Origin of the sequence: Desulfonatronovibrio hydrogenovorans DSM 9292, assembly GCF_000686525.1 — a bacterium.
GTDB lineage: Bacteria > Desulfobacterota > Desulfovibrionia > Desulfovibrionales > Desulfonatronovibrionaceae > Desulfonatronovibrio > Desulfonatronovibrio hydrogenovorans.
Genome location: NZ_JMKT01000009.1, coordinates 307560 through 326659 on the forward strand (window position 1 = coordinate 307560; position 19100 = coordinate 326659).

Genomic DNA, 19100 nt, shown 5'->3' on the forward strand with positions numbered 1-19100 from the left:
CCCATGTCAGAGATCAGCTTGTTATTAAATGCTATACTTGGTGGTTTTCATGAGTCTTTTGCCTGGACCTGACCATTGCCTGCTTAAGATTCCAGAGCTCACGGCTTAAGGATACATGGTAGATGTGAGGATTGATGAGTCTTTTGACGCCGGGATCAAGATGATTCAGGTCAGCATCCCTGATCTTCCTGATCCGGTCAATGCTAGGGTGTTCCCTGCAGGGTCTGCCTTTTAAAAACACCTCTTTAAGAAGACATTCAATCCTGGAGATTCCTGATCGGTTCAGACTTCGATAAGTCTGAGCCTCCACTGGATGATGGAGAAAGATGGACTCCTCTTGATCCGGGCGCTCATGGTCCAGGCAAATGAGATCCACTGTAGCTTTACCCCTCTGGTCGTAGATTCTCCAGTTTTTCTTGAATCCCGGGTTGATGGTCTTGGCCGGAGTTTCAGAAATTTTAATGGCTGGTTTCCAGACCTGGTTCTTTTTTATGGCAGTAAGTTTGTATACCCCATCCAGGGCGCACTGCCCAGATGAAGTCAGCATCCTGGTTCCAACGCCAAAGACAAGGCGGTTAACTACATGGTCAGGATCAACCCCGTAACTCGGTGCTTCTTCAATGATCTGGTTGATAATCTGGGTGATGACCATTTCATCCAGCTGATTGGAAAGGGTGATGAAGGTCTTGGAAAAGCCATTGGCATCAAGCATTTTGCGGGCCAGAACGCTTAGATGGGCCAGATCCCCGGAATCTATCCGGACTCCCCTTGGCTCATGTCCTTTTTTCTTGAGTTCTTCAAACACCTTTATGGCATTGGGCACACCACTTTCCAGAGTATTGAGCGTGTCCACCAGGAGCACGCAATCATCCGGATAAACCTGAGCAAAGGCCCTGAAGGCATCAAGTTCAGAATACCCAAGAGCCATGAATGCCTGGATCATGCTGTGGGCATGGGTCCCTTTGGGAGGAAAGCCAAGCACATGGGAAATACCTACATTGGAGGTAAAATCTGCACCACCGATCAGGGCTCCCCTAGCTCCGGCATTGGCTCCCAGATCCTGCCCTCTGCGCATGCCGAATTCCAGCACTACCCTATTCCGGCCGGCCTGGCGGATTCTGGAAGCTCTGGTGGCTACCAGAGACTGATAATTCAGGTGGTTCAACAGGGAGGACTCCAGGATCTGGGCCATGGCAAACGGTCCTTGGACCACGGCAACCGGAACATTGGGATGAATGACCCGACCCTCAGACATGGACCTGATGGAAATCTGATCAAACGAACCGTTATCCTTTAACCAGGCCAGAAAGGACGGATCATAAAAGGGCTTGCCTGATGAGGACTTCTGATTTTTCAGCAGGTCCAGTTCCAGGTCTCTGAACTTGACATCACCCATCCAGTCCAAAAGCCATTCAAGTCCGGCAAAGATGCAGTAGCCAGCCTTGTGGGAACCGTAGTCAGGATATTTCCGAAAGAAATACTCAAATTGAACCTCATTTTTATGCAGCCCCATCTGAAAATAAAACTGAGCCATGGTCAGCTGATACTGGTCAGTATAGAGAATGCCCGTGGCTATTTTTTTCTGTTCCTGATTCATTTTAATTCCTTGCTGCTAAGGACCTTTATCCCTCTGGTTAGCATATCTGCGTATGCCCTGTCGACATCCCCTGGATTCAGATCCACTCCCTGACATGCATCTTTGATGACATAAGTCACTAATCCCAGATCTGCAGCATCCAACGCAGTGAATTTAACGCAGACATCTGTTGCCAGGCCGACAATATAGACTGAATCCACCTTATTTTCAGCCAGAAACCTGTCCAGGCCGGTGGATTTCAGTTTTTGATTGTCAAAAAAAGCAGAATAACTGTCAATATCTGGTTCTGTCCCCTTTTTTACTACCAACTGGACTTGAGCTGTATCAAGCTTTGGATGAAACTCCGCCCCCCAGGTATCTTGCACACAGTGCTCAGGCCAGAGCATCTGTGTTCCTGCAGCAGTTTCAATGGTTTCACCAGCTTTCTTGCCATGCGTCGAGGCAAAGCTGACATGCTCCCTGGGATGCCAGTCCTGAGTGGCAACAATGAGCTCGAACCTGTCCTGAATTTTATTGACCACAGGAATTATTTCATCCCCGCCAGGCACTGCCAGGGAACCTCCTGGACAAAAATCATTCTGGATATCAACCATGATCAAGGCTTTCATGAGACCTCCCAATATTGCGGACTTTCATGACCAAACCGGTCAACTCATCTTTCCTTTTTCTGCATTTTCAAGTAATAATACCCCTGTAGTCAAGACCAGATCAAAATGGACCCTTCAATTTCCATCAACCATACCCTGAGATGACTCTATGACCCTAGAAATAGCTCTGGTTCTTGTTATTCTGCTCATAGCAGTTTTTCTTTTGGTAACTGAAGTCATACCCATGGAGGCCACAGCCCTGCTGGTTCTTAGCAGTCTGGCCATCACCGGACTGGTAAGTTATTCAGAAGCCCTGTCCGGATTCAGCAGCCCGGCAGTGGTCACGGTCTGGGCTGTTTTTATTCTTAGCGGCGGTCTCACTCAAACCGGTGTGGCCAACGCAATAGGAAGGCAGGTCATGCGCTTTTCAGGCCAAGGAGAAGCCAGGCTGATCATCCTGATCATGATCAGTTCCGGGGTCATGTCCGCCTTTATGAACAACGTGGCAGTAGCTGCGCTGCTGCTGCCGGTGATAATGGACATCACCAGAAAAACAGGGCATTCGCCGTCTCGGCTTTTGATGCCTCTGGCTTATGGTTGTCTTTTAGGGGGGTTGACCACCCAGATCGGGACCCCTCCAAACATACTGGTCAGCGAGGCCCTGCGAGATAATAACCTGACTCCTTTTTCCATGTTTGACTTCACTCCCATCGGCGGAACAATCATGGTGGGCGGAATTATTTTTCTAAGTTTTTTCGGCAGACACTTTCTTCCATCCAAGAGCCTGGCAGGCTCAGCCGGCATTCCCCAAGCGGACCTGACCAGTCAGTACGACATCAAGAACCACCTTCTCAACCTCAGGGTCCCCAGGGACTCCTATCTAGCCGGGAAAAATCTGATCCAGAGCAGGCTGGGCGAGGTTCTGGGTATAACTGTTCTGGGCATAACAAGACATGGACAGTCCCTGCTGGCCCCGCCTCCGTCCACCTTAATCCAGCCTGGGGACATTCTTGTCTGCGGCGGACGGGAAGACCTGGTCAGGGAAATACTCGACTGGAGCGGACTTCAGGCTGATGAACCTGATCACAATATGCTGAAACTTGTTCTCAGTCAGTACAAGATAGCCGAGATAACCATAAAACCTGATTCGCCTGTCATAGGAAAAAGACTTCTAGACCTTGACCTGTATTCCAGGCACGGGCTGACCATTCTTGCCTTTTATTCCGACCAGGAAGGAACACAGACTGAACTGCAGGATCTGGTCGTGACTGGAAAAGAAACTGTCCTGGTTATTGGTGACAGCCAGTCCCTGACAAAGGCCGGTAATGATGAAAACCTGGTGCTGAAGGAAGTTCCGGTTTCAGGGGTCCTTGAGCAACAACTAAGACAGGCTGATCAACTTCTGGCCATGAAGGTTCCGGAAGAAACCTTTCTTGCCGGCAGAACCCTGGGCCAAAGCGGGCTGGGAAACACCCTTGGCATGCGAGTAATTCTGATCGTCCGCAATAAGACCAGGGTTCTCAAACCTGATCCGGATACTGTCCTTGCTCCCGGAGACATGCTCATCATCACAGGAGCCAGAGAACGGCTGGCCTTCCTCAAGCTTATGGCAAAGCTGGATGTCAGTCCTGCAGAAGCTGATTATGTCCAAGGCATTGAAAATGAGAAGGTCGGCTTGATGGAGGTAATGCTTTCTCCTCATACCACCCTGATTAACAAAACACTCAGCCAGATAAACTTTCGGGAAAAACATGGCTTGACAGTCCTGGCCATCTGGCGGGAAGGAAAAGCAATTTTCAGCGGCATTCGGGATATTCCCCTGCGCCTGGGTGACGCCATTCTTACCCACGGGTCCAGGGAAAAGCTTAAGGTTCTAGGCAAAGAGCCCGACTTCCTGGTACTCACCGAATCGGCTCAGGCCAAACTGCGGACCAGCAAACTTCCTGTGTCTGTGATGATTATGGCAAGTGTTCTTTTCCCGGTTATTATGGGCTGGCTTCCCATAAGCATCGCTGCTGTCTGCGGTGCATCCCTGATGGTCCTTTCAAAGTGTCTGACCATGGAAGAGGCTTATCGTTACATAGAATGGAAAGCCATATTTCTCATTGCCGGCATGATGCCATTGGGCGTAGCTCTGGACCAGACCGGTGCTGCCAGGCTTATCGCCGAAAACATAGTTACTCTGGTCGGCCCTTATGGACCGCTGGCAGTAATGTTTGGCATGGTGGTCATGACTTTTGCCGCCACCTGCGTCATCCCTACGGCAGCCCTTGTGGTGCTTATGGTTCCCATTGTCCTGAGCACTTCTGCTGACATGGGTGTATCACCGTACCCAATGATGATGGCCATGTCCATGGCTGCCTCGGCCAGTTTCATGACCCCAATTTCTCATCCGGCCAACGTCCTGGTGATGGGCCCGGGTGGCTACAGATTCATGGACTATATCAAGCTTGGGGTCCCTTTGACCATGGTTGTTTTGGTCATCCTGATGTTCTTTCTGCCTGTACTTTGGCCTTTTCAATCAGTCTGATCCGGTCTTCTGAGAGGACAGTGCCCCGGCCAGTTCAAGACCAAGCATTCTGGCTCTGGCAAGTACTTCCCTATCTTTGTTAACCCCGGCCCGGTCAAATATTCCAAAGACCGGCAGCCTACCAACAATATCATAACCAAGGGCTTCCAAAGGACGCTGCATGGCATCCAGAGTAAAGCCCATGTCAAACTCAGCTTCCTGTTCAGCAATGGCAATGAGCAATGCTTTTCGATTATGGCCGGACAGCCTGGTAGACCATTGTCTGGGCCTGGTGTCTTCAAAGTCGTAAAAACAGTACAGCCGGTCAATAAAGGCTTTCATCCAGGCCGTGATATTGTAGTTATGGGTGGGAGATACCAAAACCAGACCCAGGGACTGGTACACAGCCGGATAAACCAGGGACATGCCATCCATGTGGCCGGTACAGATCTTTTCTTTTCTGCATTTTTCGCATCCAATACAAGGGCTGAATTTCAAGTTCCGTAGTTGAAGTGCAGCTGTCCGGATCTTTTTTTCTCCTGCACCCTTAAGCGCTTCATGTAACAATAAATCGGAATTGCCTCCCTTCCTGGGACTGGCCCCAACGCCCAGGACCCTGGGTTCTGGACAGGAAGACGAAATTTTTTTCTTCAAATCCTGGTGAATGAAATTCATGCATACTCCATTGAAAATTTTTAAATCAGCCTGGTCATGGCAATGCCCATCCACAGGGCCACAAGCCCTGCTGCACACTGACCCACCGAGTTCAAAATAAGAAAAAACCATTGTCCGGCACGGATCAGATCGTTACTTTCAAAAATAAAGGTGGAAAAAGTAGTAAAAGAACCAACAAAACCCACTAGAATGATGATTTTCATCTCCTGGCCGATAAAATTCCTGGTCTCAGCCATGGACCACAGTATCCCGAAAATAAAGCAGCCCAGAATGTTCACAGCCATGGTTCCAAAGGGAAATCCTCGCCCCAGGAGCAGGTGAGCGGCATTGGACAGCCAATATCTGGCCAGAGTTCCTCCGGCTCCTGCTAAAGCCAGGAAAAAAATTTGTCGATACATGGTTAACCCCTTTAATCAGTTACAGAAACAGAAAAGCCGCACCAGCAGGCGCGGCTTTAGGCACACCCGCTTTCCCAGGCTGACCCAAATAGGGAGCCTGAAGACAGCAGGAGTCATCAGCTTGAAGTCGCAGTTAAAGGGGGACCCCATCCCCGGATTACCCAACTAAATTAAAACAGGAAAGTCATGATCATGTCAATGGACTGAAATAGAAATACATTGACAATTGAGTATAATTTTGATTAATTTTGTTGAGTTTTTAAAACGGCTGCCACTATTTTATGCCGACAATATTCATTTTTTAAAAGAGGTTGAATTAAAAAAATGGACCTTCCGAGTAGTGGTTTATTAGAAATTAAACCAAATTTTTATTCCATTTCAACTATTGACGCCATTATTTCCTTGCCCATAAGGGCGGCCTCCGCAGCAGATCCTTCCTGATCCAGCCGGTCTGCTTCTCTTTTGCCGCCTCAAGGGCGGTGCAAAGGAGACAGACCATGACCGAAAAAATTCTGATAGAAGAGCAAGATTTTATCAATGCTGCCCTGTCTGATGAGGGCTCCAGCCGAAAGGAACTAGTCTCCAGGCTTGAACAATACCTGGCCGAAAAAAACCAGGGAATCCTGCGGGATTTTTTCATGCGTCTGCATCCAGCAGACTCAGCTCAGGTTTTGGAGTTTTTTCCCCCTGACAAGGCCTGCAGTCTGATAAAACACCTGGATATCAGTGATCAGGCCAGAATATTCAACTATCTCCCAGCATCATTTGAAGCCAGGATGGCCAAGATCCTGGGAAGAAAAGAACTGGCCAAGATAGTCAGTGCCATGTCCCATGACGAGCGGGCTGATCTTTTCAACCGGCTCTCACCTGAACAGCAGGAAGAAATCCTGCCCGCCCTGGCCCAGGCCGAAAGAGAGGATATCCGAAAGCTGGCTTCATACCCTGAGGACACGGCCGGTTCGGTCATGACTTCAGATTATTGTGCCCTGCAGCCGGATATCACTGCCAAGGAGGCCATGGATAAGCTGCGTATGGAAGCTCCTGACAAGGAAACCATCTACCAGTCCTTTGTCATTGACCAGGACCGCCGGTTGATAGGAGTGGTTTCCCTGAGGGAACTTCTGGTGGCATCACCCGGGGTGAAAGTGAAAGATATCATGAACTCCCAGCCCATATTCGGCCGGGCAGAGGATGAAGCCGAAGAAATTGCCGACATAATGGCCAAGTACGATCTCATGGCCATGCCCATCATCAATGGAAACGATAAGCTTGTGGGGATTGTTACCTTTGATGATGTGCATGACATCCTGGAAGAAGAAGCTACTGAAGACTTCCATAAGATGGGATCGATTTCAGGGCATGGAGAAAGCATAACCGGTGTAAACTTTCTCAAGGTCAGTCCCTGGCTGCTTATCCAGAAACGATTGCCCTGGCTTTTGGCCCTGGTTTTTGTCAACCTTTTGTCTGGAGCAGGCATAGCTTTTTTTGAAGACACCATCCAGGCAGTGGTGGCTTTGGTCTTTTTCCTGCCCCTTTTGATCGCCAGCGGCGGGAATGCTGGAGCCCAATCCGCAACCCTCATGGTCAGGGCTATTGCCACTGGTGATGTGCAGACCAAGGACTGGGTCAAGCTGTTGAGCCGGGAAGTGGGCATTGCCATGATCCTCGGAGTAGGTATGGCTCTGGCAGTTTCATTCATCGGCGTGTTCAGGGCAGGCCCGGAAGTGGCTGTAGTTGTTGCCCTGACCATGATGGCCGTTGTTCTGTTCGGAAGTCTTGTGGGCTGCCTGCTTCCCTTTCTTTTGACCAAATTCAATATGGATCCTGCTACAGCCAGCGCTCCCCTGATCACCTCTATTGCTGATGTGGGCGGAATCATCATTTACTTCAGCATTGCAACCTGGCTGCTGAACATCCACGCTGTGACCTGACTCATGGACTCCATGTCATCCGGACCAGTTGTGCACAATACGGTCCGGATGACAGAATAATCAATTTTGGTAAAGCCAGCTTCTTCTTTATTTCTCAGCCACCTTGAACACCTGCCCAAAAAACCTTTTTCTTGCCGTGTCCAAGGAGCCCATACTTGCTATCCTGGCAGAAACTTTCATAATTGTAGTTTGACAAAAAAACATGATCTGGGGCATAATATAAGGATATGGTAATGGACAGCTTTGTTAACCATCAGTCAAACCAAATCGTTATACAGGAGGTATGATCATGTTCGGGAAAAAAATCTTTATTACGTTGGCGGTCATTATGGGCCTGGCCCTGTCCGCACCCCAGGCCAAGGCCAAACAGGACATCCTGTTCGGTGGTGCGTCCATAACCGGAGTCTATTATCAGGTAGCTCTCCAGATAAGCAACATCATGAACAAGTACCAGGGAGACAAGTACAACTTCATAGGCAGGCCCACTGGTGGGTCAGTATTCAACATCAATGCCCTGGAACGTGGGGCATTCGACTTTGGTGTTGCCCAGTCTGACCGCAACTGGCAGGCCTTCAATGGTTCAGCTGACTGGGATGGCCGCCCCATCACCTCCCTGCGCAGCCTGTTCAGCATGCATCCTGAGACTGTTATGCTGGTCACCCGTAAGGACACCGGTATAGAAAAAGTTGAAGACATCAGGGGCAAAAGAGTAAACATCGGCAATCCCGGCTCTGGACAGCGCGGAAATGCCATGGATGTTCTGCGCATTTATGGTTTGGACCACACCAAGGATTTCCGGGCCGAGGGACTCCAGCAGCATGAGGCTTCCAGGGCTCTGGTAGACCGTAATATCGACGCCTTTTTCTATACTGTGGGCAATCCCAGTGCCGCCATTGAAGAGCCGGCCACGTCTGTGGACATCCGCATGATTCCCATCAATGCTCCTGGCATCAAGAAAATGGTTGAAGAAAGACCCTATTATATCATGACCAGCATTCCTGCCGGCACATACCGCGGTGTTGATCAGGATATTGAAACCTACGCAGTGACAGCTACTGTCGTGTCCAGCGAAAGCGTATCCGATGAAGTAGTCTACGATATGGTCAAGACAGTTTTTGAAAACCTTGATGAGCTCAAGGCTTCCCATGCAGCTTTCCGCAACCTGGTGGTTGAGGAAATGCTCCAAGGCCTTTCAGCTCCTCTGCATCCTGGAGCTGAGAAATACTTCAAAGAACAGGGCTGGATGTAACCTTTCGCTCCGACGCCCGGACAGATCCGGGCGTCGGTTTAATGGACAATGACTTGGCGATTTAGTCTGCCAGTTCAAGGTTCTGGCCATCACTAGCATGGATGGCTCTAACCTTCAGCTTGCAACTCCTGTCGCCTTTCTGACTTGCAGATACTTATCAAATACTTGATCAACAGCCAATGACCCAGGAAAAAGCCATGCAGGTAGACACCAGCGCTTCCAACAACAGCCAGAATAACCTCAAGGAAGAAAGAAAAGAATCCACCAGGCAGGCAGCCCAGGACATCGTAATGATGACCGAGGCCGGAGCTAGAGATCCTAAAAATATTATAGCCAAGTCACTGATTATTGTCATATGTCTGGCCTGGTCCGGATATCAGCTGATGATCGCTTATGATCCCATTAATTCGCATATTGCCAGGGCCTGGCATCTGGCCTTTGCCATCTGTCTGGCTTTTCTGGCCTACCCGGCTTACAAGCAACACAGTCCTCCCATCTGGGTCAACTGGACCTCCAAGGTCATTCCCAGCTTTACCAGACGTTCCAACCGAAGATACATTCCAATATACGATATCATTTTTGCAATCCTGGGAGCAGGGGCAGCCCTTTATATCTGGTGGGATTATGATAACCTGGTGTACAGACAGGGCATGCCCAACACTACTGACATAATCATGGGCATTATCCTGATCATTCTCCTTCTGGAAGCAGCCAGAAGGTCCCTTGGTCCGGCTCTGGCTATCCTGGCCCTGATTTTTCTATCCTATAACTTTATTGGCCCTTATTTGCCGGAGGTTCTCCGACACAGGGGGCTGCCCATGGATTTCATCATCAGCGACATGTATCTGAGTACCACCGGGATCTTCGGTGTTCCCTTGGGAGTGGCAACAGATTTTGTGTTTCTTTTTGTACTCTTTGGGGCACTGCTGGATAAGGCCGGGGGAGGCAAATATTTTATTGACGTAGCCTTTTCAGCTCTGGGTACATACCGCGGCGGTCCAGCCAAGGCAGCGGTCCTGGCCTCTGGAATGACAGGCATGGTGTCTGGCTCATCCATTGCCAATACCGTAACCACTGGTACCTTTACCATTCCTCTCATGAAAAGAGTCGGCTTTCCACCCCACAAGGCTGCTGCCGTGGAAGTCGCTGCCTCTACCAATGGCCAGCTCATGCCGCCCATCATGGGCGCAGCCGCCTTTATCATGGCCGAAATCATCGGCATGCCCTATCTGGATGTCATCAGGGCAGCCCTTATTCCAGCTCTTCTGTCCTACCTGACACTTTTTTATGTAGTACATCTGGAAGCCCTGAAGCTTGGGCTCAAGGCCATTCCCAAGAATGAACTGCCCAAATTTTTAAAAACTCTCCTTCGAGGGTGTCACTTCATCATACCCCTGGCCTTTCTCCTCACCTACCTGGTGATCTTCAGGCGCTCGCCCATTGCCTCAGCCATGATGGCCATCCAGTCACTGCTGGTCATAATGATCATTCAAAGGCCCATCATTGCCTTTCTAAGCCTTGGTGCCCATAAAAGAGCCGGAACCCTGGATCCTAATATCAATTTAGCAGCTTTTATCGGGAAATCATTTCTGGCTGGAATCCAGGATATCTGGTCCGGACTCATAAGCGGTGCCAGAAACATGATTTCTGTTGGCGTGGCAACTGCCACTGCCGGAATTATCGTGGGAGTAGTGACCATCACCGGTCTGGTTGGCAGGTTCATTAATGTAATTGATACTCTGGCCATGGGCAATGTTGTCCTGATGCTCATCCTGACTGCCATGACCAGTCTGATCCTGGGTATGGGCATGCCCACCACGGCCAACTATATCATCATGGCCACCCTGACCGCACCGGTCATCGTGCATTTAGGCGCAGACGCCGGTCTGGTGTTTCCCTTGATTGCAGCCCATTTATTCGTGTTCTACTATGGTATCCTGGCTGATGACACACCGCCGGTAGGTCTGGCCGCCTATGCCGGTGCTGCCATTGCCAGGACCGACCCCATCAAGACCGGTATCCAGGGATTCACCTATGATCTGCGCACCGCCATCCTGCCCTTTATTTTTCTGTTCAATACGGAACTGCTCATGATAAGCGGAGTAACAGAGACAGGCAGACCTATCTGGATTGACAACTACTTTTATATCAGCTGGATATTCTTTTCCGGCCTCATTGCCATGTTCTCCTTTGCCTCAGCCCTGCAGGGCTTTCTGGTAACCAGATGTTCATGGATTCTAAGGATCGTTCTTCTGTTCAACACCATTACGGTGCTTAGACCAGGGATATTTGAATCCTACGTACCCATGGGCAGGGTCGGACTCCAGATTACAGGGGTGATGATTTACTTTGCAATTTTCTTCTATCAGAAATATAAACTAAAGAAACAGAGGCTACTTTTTCAGAAAAGCTAGATTTTGGAGGAAAACTAATGTTTAAACACATCCTGATTCCCATTGACCTGCAAGAGGAAGATGAACGCCCCCGTACCCTGGCTCTTCATAAGGCCATAGAACTATGCAGGGTTTATGATGCCCAGCTCCATGTATTAACGGTAGTCCCTGATGTTGGAATGCCCATTGTCGGTTACTACTTCCCTACTGAAACCGAGGATAAGATTGTCTCAGAGGCGGAAACTTACCTGCATGAGCTGGTCAACAAGAATATTCCGGATGACATCAATGTTCAGCACCTGGTGGCCCAGGGTACGGTCTACAGAAGGATCCTTAAAATGGCTGAAAAGGTTAATGCCGACTTGATCATCATGCCTGCCCAGAGGATGAAGATTCAGGACTATTTGATCGGATCCAATGCCTCCAGAGTTGTCCGCTATGCCAAATGCTCGGTCCTTGTGGTCAGGTCCGAATTTGATGACCGATTCGTGTGTGTGAGGTAATAATTCACAAGACTGAAAACCTCCCGGGTCCAGGTAAAAAGACTCCCAAGAGAACCCCTTTTCAGGGGTTCTCTTGTTTAAGCCAATTAAAAGATCTGTTACCAGGCCCTGCCTGGATTTTTTTTCAGATTCATTGTAAATGACATCAGACTGTAAACTTATTTGGTTATAAGCCATTAACATTTTACAACCCAGACCCTTGAGAGAAGAACATGATTGCTAAAAAACAGATACTTTTCCTGTGCACAGGCAACTCATGCCGAAGCCAGATGGCAGAGGCCTGGACCAATCATCTGCATGGTGATAAGCTGCAGGCCTATTCTGCAGGAGTTGCCAAGAGCAAAGTAGACCCCAGGGCCATCCAGGTAATGGCTGAACAGGGAATCGATATCTCTTCCAGCAGGTCCAAGCTGGTAGAGGAGCTGGAAAAAACTGATTTTGACTATGTCATTACCCTCTGCGATCATGCCAGAGAAAGCTGCCCTCTTTTTCCCGGACCGACCAAAAAGAAACATGTGGGCTTTGATGATCCCCCTTTTCTGGCGAAAAATGCCCCCAGCGAAGAAGAAGCCCTTGGTTACTACAGAAGAGTCAGGGATGAGATCAGGCAGTTTGTGACAAACCTCCCTCAAACCCTGGAACAATAAGCCTGGATCTTCTTTTATTCCATGAAGCCAGAGTAGTGGCTACTTGCTGCCGGGGCAGTTCTGCTTACTATACTTAACCCGGGTAGACCCCCTTATCCAGACCGAGTCCAGAGACATTTCATCAGCAAAAGGATAAGCTTATGGATAAGAAAAAGAAAAAAATCAACCAGGTCATGACCAGCAAGGAGACTTCGGACTTTTTGAAACAGCTGGCCTCCGGGATCCAGGGAGGTGAACTGGTTTTAGACGGTGAATCCTTTGAATGGGACGAAATAAAGAAAATCAAGATCACCTTTAAAAATCAGCAGAGTCGGGTCATGGTCAAGACCAAGCTGAAAACCGAACCAGCAACTGATGTGGAGATGGACTTTGATCTTGATGATGAGCCGGTTGAACCAGAGGTTGATCAAAAAACTGACCTTCCCTATAAAAAACTGAAAAAAAGAATGAAACAGACCTTGAAGACCGTTCATCAGAGCCTGAAGCTAAACCAGATGCCCCGTCATCAGGATCTGCTGACTTTGTTGGAGGACTCCAGGGCAATGACCAGTTTTCAAGGCTACGGTGACGAGTACTATCCTGAATTTCTGGAAATTGTTCAGCAGCTAGAAGAGAGCCACAAATTAAATGACCTTCAAGCCCTGAATACTGCTTTTAAAAATTTTGTCGGGCAGATGAAACACTGCCATGACCGTTTCAAGTGAACATAAACGTCCTGCAGTATCCCTTGAAAAATTTCTGTCCGGAACACTTGTTTCAAATTGTTTAAAACCCGCTACTGACATGTTAGTTGATGAGGCCGAATATGCCTTTAAAAGCCAAAAATATGGAACTGGTCAAGCCGGAGGAGAAGCTCAAAAAGCTGTCTCCAGAAACCCTGAACCGGGACATTAACCAGGATGACCTGGACGCATTTAGCCTCATAACCTGCCTTGCTCTCAGTCCTGATCAGGTTAAAAGAGTCTGTACACCCCTTGAAGTCTTTCCTGAACAGAAATCGGTTCTGGCCGTACACTGGCATCCTGAATATGTTCCTATGGACCTGATCAGGCAAAGGATTGAATCGACCTTCCCCCAAAAAAAACAGGAGCTTATCATACCCACCCAGCACAACCAGCTGATGAGCTATGATGGCCGGTACTCAGGGGTTGAAGTGGATTGCTATTCCAGGGGGTTCAAACGCAAAGTCCAGCTTCTCCTGCACTTTAAAAGTGACAAGCTGGAACAGGCCAATACCCTGAAATCCATGCTGGAGCACACTTTTGAATACAGGTCAGGCCAGCTGTTCCAGCTCATGGAGACCATAACCGATCCCAAATGGGAAGATTATGTGCAGCTGGCTGTAGAGGGGACCGGAGTCAGTGATGCCGTGGTTGAATTTGCCAGGATCCAGACCTGGAAACTCATGACTCTGCTCAAAGAGAATGAATCCCCGGCCAGTAAAGAGATCATTAAAAACAGGCTGATCAAGGATTTTATTGATGCCCAGAGACATCTTTACCCGGAAAACTTTATCAACAAGGTCCAGGTCTTTATCAAGTCGATAAAAAAAATCGTCAAGGCCAACTTCAATCTGACCTATTTTTACCGGACCTCGGAAGTAATCGAAGAAGCTAGGGGTATCGGGGCCGGGATAATTGTTCCTCACCCTGAACAGTTCTGGCCGATTCTGCTCTGTGAATACGACATTGATGGATACGAAGTCTGGAACCCCCAGTCTCAGGAATATACCGAATTTTTGGTCAATGTAATCAATCGTCAGAACAGGGCCAGAGGAACCGGGCGTAAGCGGCTTCTGCTTTTCATGGGAGACGATACCCATCTGTCCGAAAAAATTAAAGACTCCATCAGTATTGAGGCTTCAAAATACTATCGGGACATTGGAGTTCAGCCTGCCTGGGACGACCTGTCCATTAGAAAATCCCTGATCATAGGGAATTTCAGCAGGGAAAAAATGATCGAGGAATACAAATCCCGGCTGGAAGGATGACCACCCGGCTCTGAACAATCGTTTGTAAACATTTCCAAGGAATATAAGTAATGCCCAGAGAAAAAAAAATCTCATTGGAATCCCTTCAGGATTCGGAATCGATCTGCAAATATCTTGATGCCCTCAAAGACGGATTCAGGAACGGCACAATCAATTTCTCTCACCAGGACAACAAGTTGACCCTTCATCCCCATGGTTTGATCAAGTTCGAAATCAAGGCCAAGCACAAGCAGGGCGAGGTCAAGCTTCATCTCAGGTTCAGATGGGAGGAGGATAATGACCAAAATTTCGATATCAACCCTTTGGCTGATGATGCTGCACCGGCGCAGGACAAGTAACCATGCAGTATTTTAAAGAATTGGAGGAAAAAATCCACTTCATGGTCCTGGAGGTAACCAGGCAGCTTGAAAACACCCTGAAGATTATCCATGATCCTGAATCAGAGCTGGTGGAAAAGGTCAAGTCCAGAGATGACCACATCGACAACTACAAATCAGTTATTGAAAATATCTGTTTTTCCCGGATCCATGGCCATGAAAACCTGCACAAGCAGAGGGTTGACTTTATCCGGGCCGCCAACATTATCAGCAATAACCTGGAGAGAATCAGCGACTATGCAGTGAATATTGTTGGCCAGTTAAGCTACCTGGAAGATATTCACGCTGTCAGGGACTACAGGTTCAGCCCCTACTTCGACCATATGCTTGCTTCCCTGGAAAGCCTGGTCCCTGCCCTTTTCAAACGTGATCTGAACCTGGCTCTAAGAATCTGCAAGGCGGAATTTCTCATAGACAAACTTTATAAAAAGAGCTTTGATATTATTATTGAAGAACTCAATTACGATAAAAACAAGCACGACCTTGTCACCTGTTTGTTTATTTTCAGGTATCTGGAAAGGATGGGGGATTCTCTTCTGAATATCGGTGAAGCCATCATCTTTTCTGTATTCGGAGAAAAACTCAAGATCCATCAATATCAGGCCCTGAAAGAAAGCCTTGATTCCATCAACACGGACATCCCTATTGATGAGGTGGATTTTGAGTCCATTTGGGAATCAAGATCCGGATGTCGTATTGGAAAAATCATGGACCCTGTCAAGCGTGGAGGGCGTGGTGTCCTGTTCAAGGAGGGAAAGCTCAAGAAAATAGCCAGGGAAAAGGAAAACCTTGAAATCTGGAGGGAAATCTTTCCCAGCCTGGTACCCATGGTATTCAGCTACAATCAAAGCAAAAACAACGCTTCCATGCTCCTGGAATTTCTGCAGGGATGCTCTTTTCAGGAAACCCTGGCCATCCAGGATCAGGAAATTCAGGATAACTCCTTTTTTCTGCTCAAGGAAACCCTGAGCCTTATTTGGGAGAAAACCATGAAGCCTGGGCAAGTCAATGCCAAGTTCATTGCCCAGCTCGTGGACAGGGTCGACGACGTGCTCATGATTCATCATGAATTCGATTTTTCTGAGGCCAGGGTTGGTTCATTATTAACTCCCTCTCTGAACAGCGTCATTGAGCTACTCACTGAAATTGAAAACAGCATCCATGCCCCTTTCGCCGTATTCATTCACGGTGATTTCAATTCCAACAACATCATCTGCAACCAGAAAGAACAGCAGATATACTTTATTGATGTCCATCGCTCCTGTTATAATGATTATGTCCAGGATATATCAGTTTTTCTGGTCTCCAATTTCCGGCAACCCAATTTTGACTCCCAGTTCAGGAACAATATCAATAAGCTCAATGAAAATATGTTCAAGTTTGCCCTGGAATTCGCCCAAGAAAATGATGATCATCTTTTCAAGGCAAGGCTGGCCCTGGGCCTGATCCGGTCCTTTTTCACATCCACCAGGTTTGAACTGAATCGGGAATTTGCTGGAAGCATGTATCAACGGGCAGTATATCTGGCAGAAAAGCTCATCGCCCATCACGGCAGCCCATGGGAGGAATTTGACTTTCCACCGGATGTTTTCCGATACACTTCTTTCTAACAAACGTCCTGCAGGAGCTAAACAAGAAATAATGAGCAACTTGAAAATCGCAGTAATTGGAAACCCTGGAAGCTGGTCAACAGAAAAACTGGCCAATGCCATTGCCAGAAAAACAGGTTTCAGATGCGTGGTTGAAATGTCTGAGGTGACCATGGATTTAAACCAGAGGTCACTTTTTCACAATGATCTGGATCTGGCTTCTCTGGATGGACTGGTCATCAAAAAGATTGGCCCTGTTTACTCTCCTGACATGTTTAACAGGCTCGAAATACTTAGATTTTTCTGCAAGCTAGGAATACCTGTCTACTCCCGGCCTCAAAAAATAATGGCTGCCATCAACCGGCTCAGCTGTACTGTTACCCTGCAAAAGGGAGACATCCCCATGCCCCCGACTGTCATCACCGAAAATATTGATCAGGCTGTAAACACGGTCAAAAAATTTGGGAAAGCAGTCTTCAAGCCCCTTTATTCCAGCAAGGCAAGGGGGATGATGGTTGTGGAAGATTACCAGCAGTGTACTTCCATGATTGAAAATTTTCAGACATCAGGCAATACTACCATGTACATCCAGAAAATGGTCAATATTCCGGGTCAAGACCTGGGGGTTGCTTTTCTTGGTGGCAGGTACGTGGGAACCTATGCCCGAAAACAGGGAACCTCCTGGAACACATGCACATCCAGTGGGGGAAGGTATGAACCCTTTGATCCTGGACCAGAAATAATCGACCTGGCCAGAAAGGCCCAGGACCTGTTCGGACTGGACTTCACCTGTGTAGACGTAGTAGAAACTGAAGATGGTCCCATGGTCTTCGAAGTTTCGGCCTTTGGAGGTTTCAGGGGCCTCAGCGAAGCCTGCGGCATTGATGCAGCTGAGCTTTATGCAGATCATGTCGTCAGCGACATTCTGTCCTGACCTGGTCCTGGAGGCTGCCATGGACAGTTTTAAAACTCACTTGGTCCCATGAAAAAAATTGTCATCACCCGCAGTGCAGCTATCCCTGACCGACTCAGGCTGGCCAGGTACTTCAAGAATCCGGAACTTGGCCCAAAAATCCTTTTTTTCAGTGGCGGGACAGCCCTTAACTCTCTGAGCAGATCCCTTCTCAAATACACCCACAACTCCATCCACTTGGTCACCCCCTTTGACTCAGGCGGAAGTTCGGCCAAGTTGCGCAAGGCCTTTAACATGCTGGCCGTGGGTGATCTCCGGAGCAGGCTCATGGCCCTGGCTGACCAGACAGTCAAAGGAAATCCGGAAATTTTCAGGCTGTTTGCCTATCGATTTCCCAGGGACGAGGACAACAAAGAACTCAAAGACAAACTGTCCAAAATGGCCAAGGGTGAACACTCCCTGGTCAGAAGCGTCCACGATCCCATGCGCAAGATCATCCGTTCCCATCTGGAAATATTCAAATCTGCCATGCCCGAAGACTTTGATCTTAGAGGGGCAAGTATCGGCAATTTGATCCTGGCTTCAGGCTACTTCACCAGCAACAGACACATTGACCCGGTCATCTTCATCTTTTCCAAGCTGGCCGAAGTCAGGGGTATTGTCCGTCCCATAATGAACACCAGGATGCATCTGGTGGCCCGCCTTGAAGATGGATCAATGGTCAAGGGTCAACATATGCTTACAGGCAAGGAAGTGCCACCCATAACCTCTCCGGTCAGGGAACTCTTCCTCAGCAAGAAGCTGAACAAACCTGTCCGGGCCAATCCAGCAGTCAGAGACAAAATCAAAAAACTAATTCTTGATGCCGAGCTGATCTGCTATCCCATGGGTAGTTTTTACTCCAGCATCATAGCCAATATCCTTCCTGCCGGAGTCGGTGCAGCAGTTTCTCTCAATCATTGCCCTAAAGTGTATGTCCCCAATACCGGTCACGACCCGGAACAGGTCGGCACCACCCTTGATCAGAGGGTTGAAATTCTCATCACCTACCTTCAGAAAAGCTGTCCAGCACCTGTGAGGGTTGACAGTCTCCTGAACTTCGTAGTCATAGACAGGGACAAATCCCTGTACCAGGGGGGAGTTGACGTCCAAAAAATAAAAAAACTCGGAGTTGAAGTCCTGGAAACAACCTTGACCCAGCAGGATCAAAAACCTTATCTTACCAATCAGATGCTGATGGAAGCATTGTTTTCAATGGTCTGAAACCTGACTATAGCCCATTCTAATTTGGCAAAATAACTATGGAGAGACCCCATGAGTAAAAACGAAATCAAACTCAAAGGCGTTGTGGAAAAAGAAACTGCGATATCCCATCTGGAGGATATTCTGGAAACCATGAAACAGGGACGGATCAATATTCAGAGCAGCAAGGACACAGTAACAATAACTCCCGGACCTTTTATGGCAATGGAAATCAAAGCCAAGTCTGGAAAAGGAAAAGAAAAAATTGAAATAGAACTGTCCTGGAGGAGCGACAAGGAAATCAAGGGAGAACCGTTTGAAATCACCATAACCAGTGACGGAGATGAGGATGAACCCCGGTCATCGGCCCATTCTGAACATCCCCTGCCTGCCAGACCGGAACTCAAAACCCCGGCAACCTCAGCTCCCAGCATTGAACTGCAGGATAAATCGGAAAAAGAAACCGGACCCGACAAGTCATAAAGGTTTAAAGGGCCGGT

17 protein-coding genes and 1 riboswitch are annotated in these 19100 nt (G+C 48.3%); of the genes, 13 read left to right on the plus strand and 4 right to left on the minus strand.

The annotated features are described in order from the left end of the window. Nucleotides 1-31 precede the first annotated feature (31 nt). A complete protein-coding gene (locus P771_RS0106845) occupies nt 32-1597 on the minus strand; it encodes a nicotinate phosphoribosyltransferase (RefSeq protein ID WP_028574564.1) in 1566 nt (521 codons plus the stop codon). Then, entirely contained in the window at nt 1594-2205 is a 612-nt protein-coding gene (gene pncA / locus P771_RS0106850; RefSeq protein ID WP_028574565.1) for a bifunctional nicotinamidase/pyrazinamidase, read from the minus strand. The genes P771_RS0106845 and pncA overlap by 4 nt, the downstream gene beginning before the upstream one ends. Nucleotides 2206-2353: 148 nt before the next feature. Between pncA and P771_RS0106860 the strand changes: the two genes are divergently transcribed. Continuing rightward, complete coding sequence (locus P771_RS0106860) at nt 2354-4714, plus strand: SLC13 family permease (protein ID WP_028574566.1); 2361 nt, start codon at nt 2354-2356, stop codon at nt 4712-4714. On the opposite strand, the gene P771_RS0106865 is transcribed toward P771_RS0106860, so the two are convergent. Further along, nucleotides 4706-5368: a flavodoxin family protein gene (locus P771_RS0106865; protein WP_051617172.1), complete on the minus strand. Its 663-nt coding sequence runs from the start codon at nt 5366-5368 to the stop codon at nt 4706-4708. The two genes, P771_RS0106860 and P771_RS0106865, sit on opposite strands and share 9 nt — an antisense overlap. 20 nt (nt 5369-5388) lie before the next feature. Then, complete coding sequence (gene crcB / locus P771_RS0106870) at nt 5389-5766, minus strand: fluoride efflux transporter CrcB (protein ID WP_028574568.1); 378 nt, start codon at nt 5764-5766, stop codon at nt 5389-5391. 100 nt (nt 5767-5866) lie between these two features. Further along, nucleotides 5867-5929: riboswitch (Fluoride riboswitch) on the minus strand. A gap of 334 nt (nt 5930-6263) precedes the next feature. On the opposite strand from crcB, the gene mgtE reads away from it, so the two are divergent. The 12 genes from mgtE (at nt 6264) to P771_RS0106935 (ending at nt 19083) form a co-directional block, all read left to right on the plus strand. After that, nucleotides 6264-7697, plus strand: a complete 1434-nt coding sequence (gene mgtE / locus P771_RS0106880; RefSeq protein WP_028574569.1) for a magnesium transporter — start codon at nt 6264-6266, stop codon at nt 7695-7697. A 289-nt stretch (nt 7698-7986) separates the two neighbouring features. Then, nucleotides 7987-8946, plus strand: a complete 960-nt coding sequence (locus P771_RS0106885) for a TAXI family TRAP transporter solute-binding subunit (protein WP_051617173.1) — start codon at nt 7987-7989, stop codon at nt 8944-8946. Nucleotides 8947-9143: 197 nt separating this feature from the next. Then, the gene (locus tag P771_RS0106890) at nt 9144-11360 is read left to right on the plus strand and encodes a TRAP transporter permease (protein WP_028574571.1); all 2217 of its coding nucleotides are present in this window, start codon (nt 9144-9146) and stop codon (nt 11358-11360) included. Between the two features lie 17 nt (nt 11361-11377). After that, nucleotides 11378-11842, plus strand: a complete 465-nt coding sequence (locus P771_RS0106895) for a universal stress protein (RefSeq protein ID WP_028574572.1) — start codon at nt 11378-11380, stop codon at nt 11840-11842. A 212-nt stretch (nt 11843-12054) separates the two neighbouring features. Beyond that, nucleotides 12055-12489 carry an arsenate reductase ArsC gene (locus tag P771_RS0106900; RefSeq protein ID WP_208595949.1) on the plus strand — a complete coding sequence of 145 codons (435 nt, stop codon included), beginning with the start codon at nt 12055-12057 and terminating at the stop codon, nt 12487-12489. Nucleotides 12490-12629: 140 nt separating this feature from the next. After that, nucleotides 12630-13193 (plus strand): GAK system XXXCH domain-containing protein, encoded by a 564-nt coding sequence (locus tag P771_RS0106905; protein WP_028574574.1) that lies wholly within the window; start codon nt 12630-12632, stop codon nt 13191-13193. A gap of 101 nt (nt 13194-13294) precedes the next feature. Further along, nucleotides 13295-14479 (plus strand): hypothetical protein, encoded by a 1185-nt coding sequence (locus tag P771_RS0106910; protein WP_028574575.1) that lies wholly within the window; start codon nt 13295-13297, stop codon nt 14477-14479. 50 nt (nt 14480-14529) lie between these two features. Further along, entirely contained in the window at nt 14530-14817 is a 288-nt protein-coding gene (locus P771_RS16785) for an amphi-Trp domain-containing protein (protein WP_051617174.1), read from the plus strand. A gap of 2 nt (nt 14818-14819) precedes the next feature. After that, entirely contained in the window at nt 14820-16466 is a 1647-nt protein-coding gene (locus tag P771_RS0106920) for a phosphate signaling complex PhoU family protein (RefSeq protein ID WP_028574576.1), read from the plus strand. 31 nt (nt 16467-16497) lie between these two features. Beyond that, nucleotides 16498-17379: a GAK system ATP-grasp enzyme gene (locus tag P771_RS0106925; protein ID WP_035244004.1), complete on the plus strand. Its 882-nt coding sequence runs from the start codon at nt 16498-16500 to the stop codon at nt 17377-17379. Nucleotides 17380-17427: 48 nt separating this feature from the next. Continuing rightward, on the plus strand, nt 17428-18621 hold the full coding sequence (locus P771_RS0106930; protein WP_028574578.1) for a GAK system CofD-like protein: 1194 nt from the start codon (nt 17428-17430) through the stop codon (nt 18619-18621). A gap of 51 nt (nt 18622-18672) precedes the next feature. Next, nucleotides 18673-19083 carry an amphi-Trp domain-containing protein gene (locus P771_RS0106935; RefSeq protein WP_028574579.1) on the plus strand — a complete coding sequence of 137 codons (411 nt, stop codon included), beginning with the start codon at nt 18673-18675 and terminating at the stop codon, nt 19081-19083. Nucleotides 19084-19100 lie beyond the last annotated feature (17 nt).

Bases quoted from the DNA above. Each gene is read 5' to 3' on its own strand.
- P771_RS0106905 (WP_028574574.1), top strand. From the start codon at position 12,630: ATGGATAAGAAAAAGAAAAAAATCAACCAGGTCATGACCAGCAAGGAG.
- P771_RS0106920 (WP_028574576.1), top strand. From the start codon at position 14,820: ATGCAGTATTTTAAAGAATTGGAGGAAAAAATCCACTTCATGGTCCTG.
- mgtE (WP_028574569.1), top strand. From the start codon at position 6,264: ATGACCGAAAAAATTCTGATAGAAGAGCAAGATTTTATCAATGCTGCC.
- pncA (WP_028574565.1), bottom strand. From the start codon at position 2,205: ATGAAAGCCTTGATCATGGTTGATATCCAGAATGATTTTTGTCCAGGA.
- P771_RS0106900 (WP_208595949.1), top strand. From the start codon at position 12,055: ATGATTGCTAAAAAACAGATACTTTTCCTGTGCACAGGCAACTCATGC.
- crcB (WP_028574568.1), bottom strand. From the start codon at position 5,766: ATGTATCGACAAATTTTTTTCCTGGCTTTAGCAGGAGCCGGAGGAACT.
- P771_RS0106860 (WP_028574566.1), top strand. From the start codon at position 2,354: ATGACCCTAGAAATAGCTCTGGTTCTTGTTATTCTGCTCATAGCAGTT.
- P771_RS0106935 (WP_028574579.1), top strand. From the start codon at position 18,673: ATGAGTAAAAACGAAATCAAACTCAAAGGCGTTGTGGAAAAAGAAACT.
- P771_RS0106910 (WP_028574575.1), top strand. From the start codon at position 13,295: ATGCCTTTAAAAGCCAAAAATATGGAACTGGTCAAGCCGGAGGAGAAG.
- P771_RS0106930 (WP_028574578.1), top strand. From the start codon at position 17,428: ATGAAAAAAATTGTCATCACCCGCAGTGCAGCTATCCCTGACCGACTC.
- P771_RS0106845 (WP_028574564.1), bottom strand. From the start codon at position 1,597: ATGAATCAGGAACAGAAAAAAATAGCCACGGGCATTCTCTATACTGAC.
- P771_RS16785 (WP_051617174.1), top strand. From the start codon at position 14,530: ATGCCCAGAGAAAAAAAAATCTCATTGGAATCCCTTCAGGATTCGGAA.
- P771_RS0106865 (WP_051617172.1), bottom strand. From the start codon at position 5,368: ATGAATTTCATTCACCAGGATTTGAAGAAAAAAATTTCGTCTTCCTGT.
- P771_RS0106890 (WP_028574571.1), top strand. From the start codon at position 9,144: ATGCAGGTAGACACCAGCGCTTCCAACAACAGCCAGAATAACCTCAAG.
- P771_RS0106895 (WP_028574572.1), top strand. From the start codon at position 11,378: ATGTTTAAACACATCCTGATTCCCATTGACCTGCAAGAGGAAGATGAA.
- P771_RS0106885 (WP_051617173.1), top strand. From the start codon at position 7,987: ATGTTCGGGAAAAAAATCTTTATTACGTTGGCGGTCATTATGGGCCTG.
- P771_RS0106925 (WP_035244004.1), top strand. From the start codon at position 16,498: ATGAGCAACTTGAAAATCGCAGTAATTGGAAACCCTGGAAGCTGGTCA.